The sequence below is a fragment of the Micromonospora sp. NPDC000089 genome (assembly GCF_042899365.1).
Classification (GTDB): domain Bacteria; phylum Actinomycetota; class Actinomycetes; order Mycobacteriales; family Micromonosporaceae; genus Micromonospora.
On sequence record NZ_JBIAZT010000003.1, the window covers coordinates 368772 to 384757 of the forward strand.

Below are 15986 nucleotides of genomic sequence, written 5' to 3' on the forward strand. Positions count from 1 at the left end.
CGCCATGGCGGCAGCAGCGAGTTCGACCGGCGCGGCGGAGATCACCCGGAGCCTGAGCGAGATCTGCGGGCCCTCGTTCGCCCGGCTGGCCGGGGCCGCCGACGAGGTCGCCGGCCGCGCCGCCCGGTGGGTCGCGGTGCCGGGCGGCCCGGCGGCAGCGGCCCGGGTGCTGCGGCTCGCCGCCCGGCACGATCTGACGGTGGTGCCCCGCGGCGCCGGCACCAAGATCGACTGGGGTGCCGCCCCGGAGCGGGTCGACATCATGCTCGACACCGGCCGGCTGGCCGGCATCGGTCACCTGCCGCCCGACGCCGCGGTCGCCGAGATCGGCGCCGGTACGCCACTGCGCGCCGCCCAGGCCACTCTGGAGCGCACCGGGCGGCGGCTGCCGCTCGATCCGCCCTCGCCCGGGGCGACCCTCGGCGGGGTGCTCGCGGCCGACGAGGCCGGCCCGCTGCGCCACCGGCACGGCACCGCCTGCGACCAGCTGGTCGACGTGCGCTGGCTGGACGCCGACGGCGAGCTGGTCGGCGCCGGCCCGCAGTCGTCCGGTCGGTCCACCTCGGTCGGCCTCGACGTCGGCCGGCTGCTCTGCGGCTCGCAGGGCGGCCTGGGGATCCTGGTCTCGGCCACCCTGCGGGTGCAGCCGGTGCCGGCCAGCCGGATCTGGGTCTCCCGTCCGGTGTGGACCCCGCTGGAGGTGCACGACCTGGTGCGCGCCGTGCTCGCCGCGCGCCTCGACCCGGCCGCCGTCGAGCTGGACCTGGCGGCCACCGCGCCGCTGCCGCGCCGGCCCAGCCGGGCCGCGGAGGCGGCCGCTCGCGCCCACCACCCCTCGATGGCCGGCCGCGACCCGGCGACCCGGGGCGGCGCCGGCACGCTGACCGTGCTGCTGGAGGGTGGCCCGTCCGACGTCGCCGAGCGGGCCGAACGCCTGCTCGCGCTCTTCGCCGGCGAGGCCACCGCCTCGCACGCGCCGCCGTTCTGGTGGCGGCGCTACCCGTTCGCGCCGGGCGACACCGCGCTGCGCATCGAGGTGCCGATCCCCGACCTGCACGCCGCCGTCTACGCGCTGCGCGACGCGGCCGGCGCCCCGGTGCCGGTGCGCGGCTCCGCCGGCCTGGGCGTGGTGCACGCCGCGCTGCCCGGGGCGCTGCCCGGCGACCGGGTCGCCTCGATCCTCGCCGCGGTGCGCGGCGTGCTGCTGGCCCGGCGCGGCCGGTGCGTGGTGGTCGCCGCCCCGCCGGCCGTCCGCCGGGAGGTCGAGCTGTGGGGCGAGCCCGCGGTCATCCCCCGGCTGCGCGCGGCCAAGGAACACCTCGACCCACACCACCGATTCGCCCCGGGCCGACTCCCCGGTGGCCTCTGAGGCTCGGCAGCCGCGCCGGGCACCGGACGGTCCGCTTGGCGCGGCTGGTCAGCCGGAGCGCGGTCAGGGTCAGCGTGACGACCGCCGCGGTGAGCAGGAGGAACCGGGCTCGGTGGGGCAGCACGCCGCGGTCACGCCACAGCACCGCCGCCCGGTCGCGCCCAGTACCACTACCACTACGCGGGACGCCCAACTTCGGGTCGGTCGATGTGCCTTCGCCGTCGATCTACGCGGCGTCCGCTCGGCCCTCGGTGGTACGAGTGGTGACGATGCGGCGGAGAACGTCGAGGGCTTGCTCGGCCTCATCCTGGCTGACGGGCGCGGTGCGAGCGGTGATGTATCTGGTCAGGGCGTCGCGGATGATGTCGGAACGGCGGGTGTCGCTCTGGTCGGCGAGGCGATCGAGCTGGTCCACGAGCGGGACGGGTAGCCGGATGCTGACCAGCATCATGGGCGTGCCGGGCGCGGTGCCGGATGCCGGCGCCTCGGTCATGGACCTGATCACCGGTGCCAGGCTCTCGGCGTTCTGGAACCATGCCACGACCTGGTCTTTGGTCATTCGGTCGAAGTTCGGCTCGGTCACAGGACTCGCCTCCTCCACTCGTCGAGGTCTGCGCCCTGAAGGGCGCGGGCTCCTATGATCTTGTATGTGTCCGTGGTGGCGATGCGGTCGCAGAGCACGGCGATGATTCGACCGCTGTCGGACATGCCCATGACGATGAGCAGCATGTCTCCGAGGGGGCGTTCGTAGCGTAGACCTGACGGGGCGTACAGCGCCTGAGTCACCTCGTCCGAACCGATGCCGTTACGGCGGGAGTTGACCAGGCCCTCATCGGTCCAGACGTATTCGCGCTCAGACACAGCGCCAACGTAACACGACGTAATACGTGAGGTTGGCGGACGCGCGGGGGTGTGAGGTCCTACTCGTGTTCAGACGGCGTCGTTGCGCAGGACCAGGATGGCGATGTCGTCCCGCGGCGCTTCCACCGAGAAGTTGATCGCGGTGGCCCGCAGTCGTGCCGCGACCACGTCGGCCGAGTAACCGGCCAGCGGGGCGGCGGCGTCCCGCAGTCGCTCGGTGCCGAACAGCTCCCGGCCGCGCCGGCGCTCGGTCACCCCGTCGGTGTAGAAGATCAGCGAGTCGCCCGGCCCGAGCGGGATCTCCGCCGTCGGCGAGGAGATCGCGTCGAGCAGGCCCAGCGCGGTGCCGCCCGCGCCGACGAACGCCGCACCGCCGCCGCCGTGCAGCAGCACCGGACGATCGTGCCCGGCCAGGTGCAGCGACACCTCCAGCACCCCGCCGTCGCCGGGGCGCACCGCGGCCAGGGCGAGCGTGCAGTACCGGCCGCCGCCCCGCTCGACGAGCGTCTGGTTCAGCCGGGCCAGCGCCTCCGGCAGCGGCTTCCCGTCGCCGACCAGCACCCGGATCACGTCCCGGACCAGCCCGGTCACCGCCGCGGCCTGCACCCCCTTGCCGGAGACGTCGCCGATCACCACCAGCCAGCGGCCGTCCGGCAGCGGCACCACGTCGTAGAAGTCGCCGCCGACCTCGGCGTCGTCGCCGGTCGGGACGTACTCGGCGGCGAAGCCGATGCCGTCGACCACCGGCAGCACCGGCGGCAGCAGCGACTGCTGGAGGGTCTGTGCGACCCGGCGGCGCTCGGCGTGGATCCGGGCGTTCTCGATCGCCAGCGCGGCGCGCCGGGCCACGTCCTCCAGCACGGCGACCTCGTCCGGGTCGTGCCGGTGCCGCTGGTGCCGACCCACGGCCAGGGTGCCCAGCCGCTGGCTGCGGGCGATCAGCGGCACCGCGAAGCCCTCCATCGGCGCACCGAGCGGCACCTGCGAGGCGCTGCGGGACGCCTCCCGCAGCCGGGCCTGGATCGAGTCCGGCCCGGTCTCCCGGAGCACCTTGTGCAGCTGCGGCAGCACCGACTCGTCGGCGTGGCTGGACGCCGCCAGCCGCAGCCGGCCCCACTCATCGGTGGTGTGCACCGCGCACCACTGGCCCAGCCGCGGCACCACCAGCTGCGGGATCAGCGCCATGGTCAGGTCCACGTCGAGCGACTGGGCCAGCAGCTCGCTCGCCTCGGCCAGGAAGGTCAACCAGGCCGAGCGGCGGACGTCCGCCCGGCGCAGCCGGTCGTTCTCCAGGTGCAGCGACAGCCGCTCGGCGGCGAGCACCGCGAGCGGTCGGGCGTACGCCGAGGGCGCCGCGTCCAGCTCCAGCTCGCCGGCGTACGGGCGGTGCACGGCGAGCGGCACCCGCAGCAGCTCGTTGCCGGGGCGGGGCTGGCGGCCGTACCGGGCCAGCGGTCGGGGGCCCTGCCCGTCGCCCCGGTCCAGTCGCACCACGCCGCCCGCCGCGCCGACCATCTCGGCCACCCGGCTGAGCAGGTCGGCGGCGAAGTCGGGCAGCGGGTCGTCCGCGTACGGGTCGGGGCGGGTCTGGGTCAGCTCGCTCATCGCGGCGGCGCTCGGCGCCGAGGCGCCGTCACCCGGCACGGCACGGTGCGGGGGCGCGGCCGGATCGTCGTCGACCATCCCCTGCCGGTCCAGCCGGAACCAGACCCCCTTGCCGGTGGGCAGGTACGTGGTGCCCCAGCGGCTGGCGAAGTGGTCGACCAGCAGCAGCCCGCGCCCGCGTTCGGAGACGTCCCCGATCTCGTCGGTGTCGTTGCGGACGCCCACCACCAGCTCGTCGACCGGCCCGGAGGCGAAGTCGGAGACGGTGACGGTGAGCCCGATCCGGTCGGCGAGGACCTCGATGTCCAGTTCGGTACGGGCGTGCTCCACCGCGTTGGTGGACAGCTCGGTGGTCAGCAGCAGCGCCTCGTTGAGCAGCTCGTCGAGGTCGGCCTCGGCCAGCACCGAGCGCACCAACGCCCGAGCCGCGGCGGGGGTGCGGCGATCGGCGGGCAGCCGCACCCGCCGGACGTGCTCCTCCCGGCCCGCGTCCACCGCGGGCCCCGCCTCCGCTGACACCCCCGTATCCTCCACCGTCGCCGTCCGGGTGCCAACCCGGACCGGCAAGCCGTACCCCAGCCCGGGCGGTCGCCGTACCCGGAAACCGGCAGGCCGGAGCGGTCGGTACGCGCGCACCGCGCGTCCGCGGCGTCGACACCGGCGCGGGCACAATGATGGGATGGCGGCGTGTCGGCACGCGCCGGAGGCCCCGATCGGAGCGAGGAACTATGACCGCGAAACAGTCGGTGACCGCCGATCCGTCCGCTTCCGAGCAGGACGCGGTGCTGGCCGAGCTGGCGGCGGCGCTGCGGCAGGTCCGCCGCGGCGAGCTCAAGGTGCGGCTGCCCCGGCGGGCGGGCGTGGCCGGCGAGGTGGCGGACGCCTTCAACGAGGTGGTGGCGCTGCAGGAGCGGCAGCACCTGGAGCTGCGGCGGATCAGCCGGGTGGTGGGCCGGGACGGCCGGCTGACCGAACGCCTCGACGAGGAGGGCCTGGACGGCTCCTGGGTCGAGGGGCAGCGCGCGGTCAACTCGCTCATCGACGATCTGGGTCGGCCGACCACCGAGATCGCCCGGGTGATCAACGCGGTGGCCGAGGGTGACCTCTCGCAGCACATGGCGCTGGAGATCGACGACCGTCCGCTGCGCGGTGAGTACCTGCGGATCGGCCGGACGGTCAACACGATGGTCGGCCAGCTGTCGTCGTTCTCCAACGAGGTGACCCGGGTGGCCCGCGAGGTGGGCACCGAGGGCAAGCTCGGCGGGCAGGCCGACGTGCAGGGCGCGGCCGGCACCTGGAAGGTGCTCACCGACTCGGTGAACACGATGGCGTCGAACCTCACCTACCAGGTGCGGTCGATCTCCACGGTGGCCACCGCGGTGGCCAAGGGCGACCTGTCGCAGAAGATCACCGTGTCGGCGCGGGGCGAGGTCGCCGAGCTGGCGCACACCATCAACTCGCTCACTGACACGCTGCGGCTCTTCGCCGACGAGGTGACCCGGGTGGCCCGGGAGGTGGGCACCGACGGCAAGCTCGGCGGTCAGGCGGACGTGCCGAACGTCTCCGGCACCTGGAAGGACCTGACGGACAGCGTCAACTCGATGGCGTCCAACCTGACCATCCAGGTACGCAACATCGCCCAGGTCTCCACCGCGGTCGCCCGGGGTGACCTGTCGCAGAAGATCACCGTGGCCGCGCAGGGCGAGATGCTCGAACTGAAGGACACCGTCAACACGATGGTGGACCAGCTGTCGTCGTTCGCGGACGAGGTGACCCGGGTGGCCCGTGAGGTGGGCACCGAGGGCAAGCTCGGCGGCCAGGCCCAGGTGCGCGGTGTCTCCGGCACCTGGCGGGACCTGACCGAGAACGTCAACCAGCTCGCCGGCAACCTGACCAGCCAGGTGCGGAACATCTCGCAGGTCTCCACGGCGGTGGCGAAGGGTGACCTGTCGCAGAAGATCACGGTGGACGCCCGGGGGGAGATCCTGGAGCTGAAGTCGACGGTGAACACGATGGTGGATCAGCTGTCGTCGTTCGCGGACGAGGTGACCCGGGTGGCCCGTGAGGTGGGTACGGAGGGCAAGCTCGGCGGTCAGGCGCAGGTGAAGGGCGTGAGTGGCACCTGGCGGGACCTGACCGACAACGTGAACTCGATGGCGTCCAACCTGACCAGTCAGGTCCGCAACATCGCCTCGGTCACCACGGCGGTCGCCCGGGGTGACCTGTCGCAGAAGATCACGGTGGACGCCCGGGGGGAGATCCTGGAGCTGAAGTCCACGGTGAACACGATGGTGGACCAGCTGTCGTCGTTCGCGGACGAGGTGACCCGGGTGGCCCGCGAGGTGGGCACGGAGGGCAAGCTCGGCGGCCAGGCCCAGGTACGCGGCGTCGCCGGCACCTGGCGGGACCTGACCGACAACGTGAACTCGATGGCGTCCAACCTGACCGCCCAGGTGCGGAACATCGCCCAGGTCTCCACGGCGGTGGCGAAGGGTGACCTGTCGCAGAAGATCACGGTGGACGCCCGGGGCGAGATCCTGGAGCTGAAGTCCACGGTGAACACGATGGTGGACCAGCTGTCGTCGTTCGCGGACGAGGTGACCCGGGTGGCCCGCGAGGTGGGCACCGAGGGCAAGCTCGGCGGCCAGGCCCAGGTGAAGGGCGTGAGTGGCACCTGGCGGGACCTGACCGACAACGTGAACTCGATGGCCTCCAACCTGACCAGTCAGGTCCGCAACATCGCCTCGGTCACCACGGCGGTGGCGAAGGGTGACCTGGGGCAGAAGATCACCGTCGACGCGCAGGGCGAGATCCTGGAGCTGAAGAACACCGTCAACACCATGGTCGACCAGCTGTCGTCGTTCGCCGACGAGGTGACCCGGGTGGCCCGTGAGGTGGGTACGGAGGGCAAGCTCGGCGGTCAGGCCCAGGTGAAGGGGGTCAGCGGCACCTGGCGGGACCTCACCGAGAACGTCAACCAGCTCGCCTCGACGCTGACCACCCAGCTGCGCGCCATCGCCCAGGTCTCCACCTCGGTGACCCGCGGCGACCTCACCCAGCGGATCGCGGTCAAGGCGCAGGGCGAGGTCGCCGAGCTGAAGGACAACATCAACCAGATGATCGTCACCCTCCGGGAGACGACCAAGAAGAACGCCGAGCAGGGCTGGCTGGACTCCAACCTGGCCCGGATCGGCGGCCTGCTGCAGGGGCAGCGGGACCTCGGCGAGGTCTGCCGCATGATCATGCTGGAGGTGACCCCGCTGGTCGACGCGCAGCTCGGCGCGTTCTTCCTGTCGGACAACTCCGAGGGCGTGCTGCGGCTGCGGCTCACCGCCAGCTACGGGTACGTGGCCCGGGGGCACGACGTGACCTTCGGGCCGGGCGAGGGGCTGGTCGGCCAGGCCGCGCTGTCGCGTCGGACGATCCGGCTGAACGCGCTGCCCGACGGGCGGCTGACGCTGCGGTCCGGGCTGGCCGAGACGCCGCCGGCCGACCTGGTGGTGCTGCCGGTGCTGTTCGAGGGCGAGCTGCTCGGGGTGATCGAGTTCGCCAGCGTGGCCCGCTTCTCCGAGCTGCACCTGCAGTTCCTGGAGCGGCTGGTGCTCACCATCGGCATCGCGGTCAACACCATCCAGGCCAACCGGCGTACGGAGGAGCTGCTGGCCCAGTCGCAGCGGCTCGCCCTGGAGCTGCAGGACCAGTCGGCGGAGTTGCAGCGCACCAACGCCGAGCTGGAGGACAAGGCGAAGCTGTTGTCGGAGCAGAAGGCCAGCATCGAGACCCAGAACCGGGAGATCGAGCTGGCCCGGCTCGGCCTGGAGGACAAGGCCCAGCAGCTCACCCGGGCGTCGGCGTACAAGTCCGAGTTCCTCGCCAACATGAGCCACGAGCTGCGTACGCCGCTGAACTCGCTGCTGCTGCTGGCGCGCCTGCTGGTGGAGAACTCGGAGCGCAACCTCAGCCCCAAGCAGATCGAGTTCGCCCGGACGATCCACGGCTCCGGCTCGGACCTGCTGCGCCTGATCGACGACATCCTGGACCTGTCGAAGATCGAGGCGGGCCGGATGGACGTCGAGCCGACCGAGATCCGGTTCGCCGAGATCCGCGGCTACGTCGAGCAGGCCTTCTCCCCGCAGGCCGAGGAGAAGGGCCTGGACTTCCAGGTACGGGTGGCCAAGGAGCTGCCGCCGGCGCTGGTCACCGACGCGCAGCGGCTCCAGCAGATCCTGCGCAACCTGCTGTCCAACGCGGTGAAGTTCACCGACAACGGGGCGGTGACCCTGCGGATCGGGCCGGCGCCGGAGAACGCGGTCTTCGACGTGCCGGCGCTGACCAACGCCCGGCGGGTGATCGCGTTCACGGTGATCGACACCGGCATCGGCATCTCGGACGACAAGCTGTCGATCATCTTCGAGGCGTTCCAGCAGGCCGACGGCACCACCAGCCGGCGGTACGGCGGGACGGGGCTGGGCCTGTCGATCAGCCGGGACCTGGCCCGCCTGATCGGCGGGACGATCACCGTGTCGTCGGCGCCCGGGCAGGGCTCGACGTTCACCCTGTTCGTACCGGACGTGCTGGCGCCGGACGCGGTGGTGGCGCCCCAGGCGCCGTCGCCACAGCGGGCCGGGCTGCCGTCGTCGCTGCTGATGCCCCCGATGGAGCTGCTGCCGGCGGTGCCGGAGGCGCCGGTCACCCGACAGCTGGACGGCGCCACGGTGCTGATCGTGGACGACGACGTGCGGAACGTCTTCGCCCTGACCAGCGCGTTGGAGCTGCACGGGATGACCGTGCTGTACTCGGACAACGGGGCGGACGGGGTCCGCCTGCTGGCCGAGCATCCGGAGGTGGACATCGTGCTGATGGACGCGATGATGCCGGACCAGGACGGGTACGAGACCACCCGGCAGATCCGCCGTAACCACCGCTTCGCCGACCTGCCGATCGTCTTCCTCACCGCGAAGGCGATGCCGGGCGACCGGGAGTCGGCGTTGGCGGCCGGCGGCAGCGACTACATCACCAAGCCGGTGGACCTGGACGAGTTGATCGAGCGGATGGCGGCCTCGATGAGCCGCAGCCGGGGCGAGGAGCATTCGTGACGCAGACGGCCAAGGCGCTGCTGGTGGACGACCGGCGGGAGAACCTGATGGCGTTGGAGGCCATCCTGCAGGGGCTCCCGGTGCAGTCGGTCGCCGTGGAGAGTGGCGAGGCGGCGCTGAAGCAGCTGCTGGTGGACGACTTCGCGGTGATCCTGCTGGACGCGCAGATGCCCGACATGGACGGCTTCGAGACGGCCAGCCACATCAAGCGCCGGGAGCGGACCCGGCACGTGCCGATCATCTTCCTCACCGCCGCCGACAAGGACGCCCAGCTGGCCCTGCGCGGCTACGCGGTGGGGGCGGTGGACTACCTGACCAAGCCGTTCGACCCGTGGGTGCTGCGGGCCAAGGTCTCGGTCTTCGTGGAGCTGTGGGTGAAGACCCGGCAGTTGGCGGCCCAGTCCGACGTGGTGCGCGAACGGGACGCGCAGTGGCGGGTGCTGACCGACGCGGTGGACGAGGCGACCACCCTGCTGCGCGCCGACGACGACCCGGCGTCCCGGCAGCGCGCGGTGGAGCTGCTCGAACAGGCGCGCTGGGGCAGCAGCCACTGATCCGTCAGGTGCGGGGCGGGTGGCCGGTGGCCGCGCGGTGCGCCCGCCAACGCTCGCCCAACGAGTCGATCTCGTCCTGGACGAAGCGGAAGAAGTCCCGCATCTCGGCGACCCGTTCGCCGCCCGGCGTCCCCGGCCCGTCCAGCGCGGTGACGCCGGCGTCCGCGATGTCGATGAAGTTCTTGTAGAGCACGGTCTTGGTGATCGTGGCCTCGTACCAGGGGTTGTCCGGCATCCGGTAGCGGTCCCGCCGGGAGCCCTTGACCGGTTCCCGGATGAGCATGCCGAACTGGGTCAGGTAGCGAACCGCGCCGGAGACCGCCGCCGCGCTGACCCCGAGCCGTTCGCCGATCTCGGCCGCGGTCAGCGGCCCGTCGGCGGCCATCACCGCGAAGAGCACCCGGGCGGCCATCCGGGGGAAACCGACGTCCGCGAAGGCCATCGCCATCCGCTCGACGAAGAGGTGGACCTCCTCCTCGCGGGCGTGGGTCGGGCGCTGGTCGGTCATCGGTACGCGCTCCTCACTCTCACTGTCGGAAGCACGATGGTGCCCCGGATCTCACAGTCTTCACAACTTTCTGAAACAAGCGTAGCTTCCGATATATGGAAACTCCCATCGAGGTGGCCGGCCTGGTGAAGACCTTCGGCCGGGTCCGCGCGCTGGACGGGCTCGACCTCACCGTCCGCGCCGGTGAAGTGCACGGCTTTCTGGGCCCGAACGGCTCCGGCAAGTCCACCACCATCCGGGTGCTGCTCGGGCTGCTGCGGGCGGACGCGGGGGCCGTCCGACTGCTCGGCGGTGACCCGTGGCGGGACGCGGTCGCCCTGCACCGGCGGCTGGCGTACGTGCCCGGTGACGTCACCCTCTGGCCCAACCTCTCCGGCGGTGAGGTGATCGACCTGCTCGGCCGGATGCGCGGCGGGCTGGACCCGAAGCGCCGCGCCGAGCTGCTGGAGTCGTTCGAGCTGGATCCGCGCAAGAAGGGCCGGGCCTACTCCAAGGGCAACCGGCAGAAGGTCGGCCTGGTCGCCGCCCTCGCCTCGGACGTGGAGCTGCTGGTCCTGGACGAGCCCACCTCCGGGCTGGACCCGCTGATGGAGGAGGTCTTCCAGCACTGGATCCGCCGGGCCCGCCAGGACGGCCGTACCGTGCTGCTGTCCAGCCACATCCTCGCCGAGGTGGAGGCGCTCTGCGACCGGGTGACCATCATCCGCAACGGCCGGGCGGTGGAGAGCGGCACCCTGACCGAGCTGCGGCACCTGCAGCGCACCGCGATCGACGCCGAGATCACCGGCCCGCCGGACGGCCTGCTCGGCCTGGCCGGCGTGCACGACCTGCGGGTGGACGGCAACCGGGTGCGCTTCGACGTGGACACCCCGGCCCTGCAGGCCGCGCTGCGCCGGCTCACCGAGCTGGGCGTACGCAGCCTGGTCAGCCAGCCGCCCACGCTGGAGGAGCTGTTCCTACGCCACTACGAGCCCACCGACACCCCGGCGGAGGTGACCGCGTGAGCACGCTAACGGGCGGCCGGCACCTGGCCCGGCTGATGCTGCGCCGGGACCGGCTGCTGCTCCCGCTCTGGGTGCTGGTCCTCACCGTGCTGCCCGTCTCGTACGCGAAGAGCTTCTTCGAGCTCTTCCCGACCGCCGCCGAGCGGGCCGCGTACGCCGCCGGCACCGCCCGGAACCCGTCCATCGTCGCCCTGCTCGGCCCGCTCTACGGGGAGAGCGTCGGCGCGCTCACCGCCCAGCGGGGTGGCTTCCTGCTGACCCTCGTCGCGCTGGCCAGCCTGCTCACCGTCGTCCGGCACACCCGCACCGAGGAGGAGGCCGGCCGGCGGGAACTGCTCGGCGGCTCCGTCCTCGGCCGGTACGCCGGACTGACCGCCGCGCTCGCCGTCACGTACGCCGCCGACCTGCTGCTCGGGCTGCTCACCGCCGCCGGGCTGGTCGCCACCGGGCTGCCGGCGGCCGGCTCGCTGGCGTACGGGTCGGCCACCGCGCTGACCGGCGTCGTCTTCGCCACCGTCGGCGGGCTCGCCGCCCAACTCACCGAGACGGCCGGCGGTGCCCGGGGGATCGCGATCGCCGTGCTCGGGGCCGCCTTCGGGCTGCGCCTGGCCGGTGACACGGCCGAGCGGGAGTGGCTCAGCTGGCTCTCCCCGCTGGGCTGGGCGCCGCGCATCCGGGCGTACGAGGGGGACCGGTGGTGGGTGCTGGCGCTGCCGGTGCTGGCGTCCGCGCTGCTCGCCACGGCCGCGTACCCGCTGTCGGTGCGCCGCGACCTGGGTGCCGGGCTGCTGCCGCCCCGGCTCGGTCGGCCCGCCGCCGGGCCGGCCCTCGCCGGGCCGTTCGGGCTGGCCTGGCGGCTGCACCGGGGCCAGCTGCTCTGGTGGTCGGTCGGCTTCGGCCTGCTCGGGCTGATCCTCGGCGGGGCGGCGCAGGCGGCCGGGAGGTCGGTCGAGGGCAACCCGCAGCTGGAGGAGATCATGGCGCGGATCGGCGGCACCCAGGGGCTGGCCGACGCGTACCTCGGCGCGGCGTTGAGCCTCGCCGGCTGGGCGGCGGCCGGCTTCGGCATCCAGGCGGCCCTGCGGATGCGGGCGGAGGAGACCGGCGGCCGGGTCGAGCCGCTGCTGGCCACCCGGGTCCGCCGGTGCCGGTGGCTGCTGTCCCACCTGGCGTTCGCGCTGCTCGGGCCGGCGGTGGTGCTCGCGGTGACCGGCTTCGCGGTCGGTCTCGCGTACGGGATCAGCGAGCACGACGTGTCGGGTCAGCTGCCCCGGATGGTCGGCGCCGGGCTGGCGCAGCTGCCGGCGGCCTGGGTGCTGGCCGGCCTGGCGGTGCTGCTCTACGGCCTGCTGCCCCGGCTGGCCCCGGCCAGCTGGGCGGCGTTGGCGGTCTTCGTGCTGCTCGGTCAGCTCGGCGCGGTGCTCAGGCTGAGCCAGTGGCTGCTGGACGTGTCGCCGTTCACCCACACCCCGCAGGTGCTCGGCGGCCACTGGCAGGCCACCCCGCTCTGGCTGCTGGCGGTCACCGCGCTGCTGATGGCCGCCGTCGGTCTCGCTGGCTTCAGCCGGCGGGACGTCCCGACCGGCTGAACCCGGGGTCAGGGTGCGGTCTCGTTCTTGATCATCAGGGCGGAGCGGAGGCCGGTGATGTCCAGGACGCGGAGCAGGAAGTCGCCCACGTTGCTGAGCACCAGCAGGCTCTGCGAGTGGCTCGCCTTGCGGCTGAGCACCACCAGCGTGCCCAGGCCCTGGGAGTCGCAGAAGGTCACGCCGGCCATGTCGAGCACGATCCGGGGCGGGGCGTCGGCGAGCATCTCGTTCACGACGGTCGACAGCTGGGCTGCGGTGAGCATGTCGATCTCACCGGCGAGGCGAAGCACCGCTTCGTCACCCGTCCGGTGTACCGTGATGGACAGTTCGGCACGATCCACCCGGTCACCCTATCGCGATCTCGACAACGCGGCCGGGTGAGGCGGGTCCGCCCCCGGTGCCGGCCCGCCTTCCCCGCCACCCGTGCCCGCCCAGGGTGAGCCTGGTAACCCCGCGCCCGGGGTGGCTGCCGACCGCCCGCCTCCCGCTGACACAATGGCGGCATCGTGACCGATACCTTTTCCGCCGGGTCCGGCCGTTACCCGGCCGACGCGCCGGCCTCCGAGGCCCTGTTCGACCGCGCCAAGGCCATCGTGCCGGGCGGGGTGAACTCCCCCGTGCGCGCCTTCCGTGCGGTCGGCGGCACCCCCCGCTTCATGGTCCGGGGGGAGGGGCCCTGGCTGTACGACGCCGACGGGCGGCGCTACGTCGACCTGGTCTGCTCGTGGGGGCCGTTGATCCTCGGCCACGCCCACCCCGAGGTGGTCGAGGCGATCCGGGACGCGGCCGGGCGCGGCACCAGCTTCGGCACCCCCACCCCGGGTGAGGTGGAGCTGGCCGCCGAGATCGTCGACCGCACCCCCGTCGAGCAGGTACGCCTGGTCAACTCGGGCACCGAGGCCACCATGTCGGCGATCCGGCTGGCCCGCGGCTTCACCGGCCGCCCCAAGATCGTAAAGTTCTCCGGCTGCTACCACGGCCACTCCGACGCCCTGCTCGCCGCCGCCGGCTCCGGCGTGGCCACCCTCGGCCTGCCCGACTCGCCGGGGGTGACCGGCGCGGCGGCCGGCGACACCATCGTGCTGCCGTACAACGACCTCACCGCGGTCGAGGCGGCCTTCGCCGCCGAGGGCCAGCACATCGCCGCGATCATCACCGAGGCCGCCGCCGGCAACATGGGCGTGGTCGCTCCGCGCGACGGCTTCAACCAGCAGCTCGCGGCCATCGCGCACGCGCACGGCGCGCTGCTGATCGTGGACGAGGTGATGACCGGGTTCCGGGTCTCCCGCGCCGGCTGGCACGGCCTCGACCCGTCGGACGCCGACCTGTGGACGTACGGCAAGGTCATGGGTGGTGGGCTGCCCGCCGCGGCCTTCGGTGGGCGGGCGGAGATCATGGGCCGGCTGGCCCCGGCCGGCCCGGTCTACCAGGCCGGCACGCTCTCCGGTAACCCGCTGGCCTGCGCGGCCGGCCTGGCCACCCTGCGGCTCGCCGACGACGCGCTCTACCGTCGGCTCGACGACACGGCCGCCGTCGTGGGCAAGCTGGCCGGCGACGCGCTGGCCGCCGCCGGCGTCCCGCATCGACTGTCGTACGCGGGCAGCATGTTCTCGATCTTCTTCACCGACGCCGACGTGCGCGACTACGACAGCGCCCGCACCCAGCAGGTGCCCGCGTTCAAGGCGTTCTTCCACGCGATGCTCGCCGCCGGCGTCTACCTGCCGCCGAGCGCCTTCGAGTCGTGGTTCGTCTCGGCGGCGATCGACGACGCCGCGCTGGACCAGATCTCCGCCGCGCTGCCCGCGGCGGCGAACGCGGCGGCGGCAGCGGGAGCGGGGGCGTGAGATGAGCAAGACCGTGGTGCACGTGCTGCGGCACGGGGAGGTCTACAACCCGGGCCAGATCCTGTACGGCCGGCTGCCCGGTTTCCGCCTCTCCGAGCTGGGCGTGCAGATGGCCAAGGCCGCCGCCCAGGCGCTCGCCGAGCGGACCGTGGTGCACGTGGTGGCCAGCCCGCTGGAGCGCGCGCAGCAGACCGCCGAGCCGATCGCCGGCCAGTTCGGGCTGCCGGTCGGGGTGGACGAGCGGCTGATCGAGAGCGCCAACTGGTTCGAGGGCAAGAAGGTCTCGCCCGGTGACGGCTCGTTCCGCGACCCGCGCAACTGGTGGGTGCTGCGGGACCCGGTCACCCCGTCCTGGGGCGAGGCGTACGTGGCGATCGCCGAGCGGATGTTCGCCGCCCTGCACGCCGCCCGGATCGCCGCCGAGGGGCGGGAGGCCGTGCTGGTCTCCCACCAGCTGCCGATCTGGACCCTGCGCCGCTACGTCGAGCGCAAGCGGCTCTGGCACGACCCGCGCCGCCGCCAGTGCGGCCTGGCCAGCCTGACCTCCTTCCACTTCGACGGCGCGAAGGTGACCGGAATCGGCTACACCGAGCCGGCCGCGCACCTGGTCTCCATCTCGCCGACCGCCCGGACGGCCAAGGGGGCCTGATGCGCAGCCGGAGGCCGATCGCCGCCCTGCTCGTCGCCGTCGCCGTCGCGTCGGCGCTGGTCGGCTGCTCCTCCGACAGCGAGGAGAGCCGGTGCGCCAACAACGGCGGGATCATCGAGTGCGCTCCGGACCAGCGCTCCAAGACCCCGAAGGTCTCCGGTGAGCTGCTCTCCGGCGGCACCTACGACATCTCCCAGGCCCGCGGCCAGGTGGTCGTGGTCAACTTCTGGGGCTCCTGGTGCGCGCCCTGCCGGGCCGAGGCCGACGACCTGGAGGCCACCTACCAGGCCACCAAGGGCTCCGGGGTGACCTTCCTCGGCATCAACGTGCAGGACAACAAGGACAAGGCGGTCGCCTTCGAGCAGGGTCGGGTGACGTACCAGAGCCTCTTCGACCCGTCGAGCCGGCTCGCGTTGAACTTCGACATCCCGCCGAACACCACCCCGGCGACGGTCGTGTTGGACCGGGAGGGCCGGATCGCCACGGTGATCCGGGCCGCGGTCAAGCAGGACGGCCTGCAGCCGCTCGTCGAGAAGGTCGCCGCGGAGCAGCCGGCGCCCGGTTCCCGCTGATGGGCGAGACGTTCAAACAGCTCGCCGAGTCCGGCCCGTTGCTGCTGGCCATCGGCGCGGCGGCGCTCGCCGGGCTGGTCAGCTTCCTGTCCCCGTGCGTGCTGCCGCTGATGCCGGGCTACCTGTCGTACGTCACCGGGCTGGCCGGCGCCGACCTGGAGGGCCGTACCCGGGCCGAGGCGCCCCGACCCGACGGCGACGCCCCGACCGGCGGTGACGGCGCGGCCGGTGGGACGGCCGACGGCGCGGCCGGTGGGACGGCCGACGGCGCGGCCGGTGGGACGGCCGACGGCGCGGCCGGTGGGACGGCCGACGGCGCGGCCGGTGGGACGGCC

General features: G+C 73.1%; 14 protein-coding genes. 9 read left to right on the forward strand and 5 right to left on the reverse strand.

All coding sequences use genetic code 11. The features are described from left to right. Positions 1–4 precede the first annotated feature (4 nt). Positions 5–1369 (forward strand): FAD-binding oxidoreductase, encoded by a 1365-nt coding sequence (locus tag ACFY3U_RS08435; protein WP_387197012.1) that lies wholly within the window; start codon positions 5–7, stop codon positions 1367–1369. Positions 1370–1595: 226 nt separating this feature from the next. Here ACFY3U_RS08435 and ACFY3U_RS08440 read toward each other — a convergent pair whose 3' ends face one another. The 3 genes from ACFY3U_RS08440 to ACFY3U_RS08450 form a co-directional block, all read right to left on the reverse strand. Beyond that, entirely contained in the window at positions 1596–1952 is a 357-nt protein-coding gene (locus ACFY3U_RS08440; RefSeq protein WP_387197015.1) for a ribbon-helix-helix domain-containing protein, read from the reverse strand. Continuing rightward, positions 1949–2230 (reverse strand): hypothetical protein, encoded by a 282-nt coding sequence (locus ACFY3U_RS08445; protein WP_387197018.1) that lies wholly within the window; start codon positions 2228–2230, stop codon positions 1949–1951. The genes ACFY3U_RS08440 and ACFY3U_RS08445 overlap by 4 nt, the downstream gene beginning before the upstream one ends. Before the next feature lie 69 nt (positions 2231–2299). Continuing rightward, positions 2300–4354 carry a SpoIIE family protein phosphatase gene (locus tag ACFY3U_RS08450; RefSeq protein WP_387197021.1) on the reverse strand — a complete coding sequence of 685 codons (2055 nt, stop codon included), beginning with the start codon at positions 4352–4354 and terminating at the stop codon, positions 2300–2302. Positions 4355–4563: 209 nt separating this feature from the next. On the opposite strand from ACFY3U_RS08450, the gene ACFY3U_RS08455 reads away from it, so the two are divergent. Together ACFY3U_RS08455 and ACFY3U_RS08460 are read left to right on the forward strand one after the other, a co-directional pair. Continuing rightward, a complete protein-coding gene (locus ACFY3U_RS08455) occupies positions 4564–8931 on the forward strand; it encodes a HAMP domain-containing protein (RefSeq protein ID WP_387197024.1) in 4368 nt (1455 codons plus the stop codon). Beyond that, entirely contained in the window at positions 8928–9485 is a 558-nt protein-coding gene (locus ACFY3U_RS08460) for a two-component system response regulator (protein WP_387197027.1), read from the forward strand. The genes ACFY3U_RS08455 and ACFY3U_RS08460 overlap by 4 nt, the downstream gene beginning before the upstream one ends. A gap of 4 nt (positions 9486–9489) precedes the next feature. On the opposite strand, the gene ACFY3U_RS08465 is transcribed toward ACFY3U_RS08460, so the two are convergent. Continuing rightward, a complete protein-coding gene (locus ACFY3U_RS08465; protein ID WP_387197030.1) occupies positions 9490–9993 on the reverse strand; it encodes a GbsR/MarR family transcriptional regulator in 504 nt (167 codons plus the stop codon). Positions 9994–10088: 95 nt separating this feature from the next. On the opposite strand from ACFY3U_RS08465, the gene ACFY3U_RS08470 reads away from it, so the two are divergent. Both ACFY3U_RS08470 and ACFY3U_RS08475 read left to right on the forward strand, forming a co-directional pair. After that, positions 10089–10997, forward strand: coding sequence for an ATP-binding cassette domain-containing protein (locus ACFY3U_RS08470; protein WP_387197033.1), 909 nt, complete (start codon positions 10089–10091; stop codon positions 10995–10997). Continuing rightward, the gene (locus tag ACFY3U_RS08475; RefSeq protein WP_387197036.1) at positions 10994–12586 is read left to right on the forward strand and encodes an ABC transporter permease; all 1593 of its coding nucleotides are present in this window, start codon (positions 10994–10996) and stop codon (positions 12584–12586) included. Before ACFY3U_RS08470 ends, ACFY3U_RS08475 begins: the two co-directional genes overlap by 4 nt. Positions 12587–12594: 8 nt before the next feature. Here ACFY3U_RS08475 and ACFY3U_RS08480 read toward each other — a convergent pair whose 3' ends face one another. Then, the gene (locus ACFY3U_RS08480; RefSeq protein ID WP_387197039.1) at positions 12595–12927 is read right to left on the reverse strand and encodes an STAS domain-containing protein; all 333 of its coding nucleotides are present in this window, start codon (positions 12925–12927) and stop codon (positions 12595–12597) included. Between the two features lie 165 nt (positions 12928–13092). On the opposite strand from ACFY3U_RS08480, the gene hemL reads away from it, so the two are divergent. The 4 genes from hemL to ACFY3U_RS08500 all read left to right on the forward strand — a co-directional run. Further along, positions 13093–14430 (forward strand): glutamate-1-semialdehyde 2,1-aminomutase, encoded by a 1338-nt coding sequence (gene hemL / locus ACFY3U_RS08485; RefSeq protein ID WP_387197042.1) that lies wholly within the window; start codon positions 13093–13095, stop codon positions 14428–14430. A gap of 1 nt (position 14431) precedes the next feature. Further along, a complete protein-coding gene (locus tag ACFY3U_RS08490) occupies positions 14432–15079 on the forward strand; it encodes a histidine phosphatase family protein (RefSeq protein ID WP_387197045.1) in 648 nt (215 codons plus the stop codon). Next, a complete protein-coding gene (locus ACFY3U_RS08495; protein ID WP_387197048.1) occupies positions 15079–15651 on the forward strand; it encodes a TlpA disulfide reductase family protein in 573 nt (190 codons plus the stop codon). The genes ACFY3U_RS08490 and ACFY3U_RS08495 overlap by 1 nt, the downstream gene beginning before the upstream one ends. Continuing rightward, on the forward strand, positions 15651–15986 hold a 336-nt coding region (locus ACFY3U_RS08500), incomplete at its 3' end, for a cytochrome c biogenesis protein CcdA (RefSeq protein ID WP_387197050.1). The genes ACFY3U_RS08495 and ACFY3U_RS08500, both read left to right, overlap by 1 nt.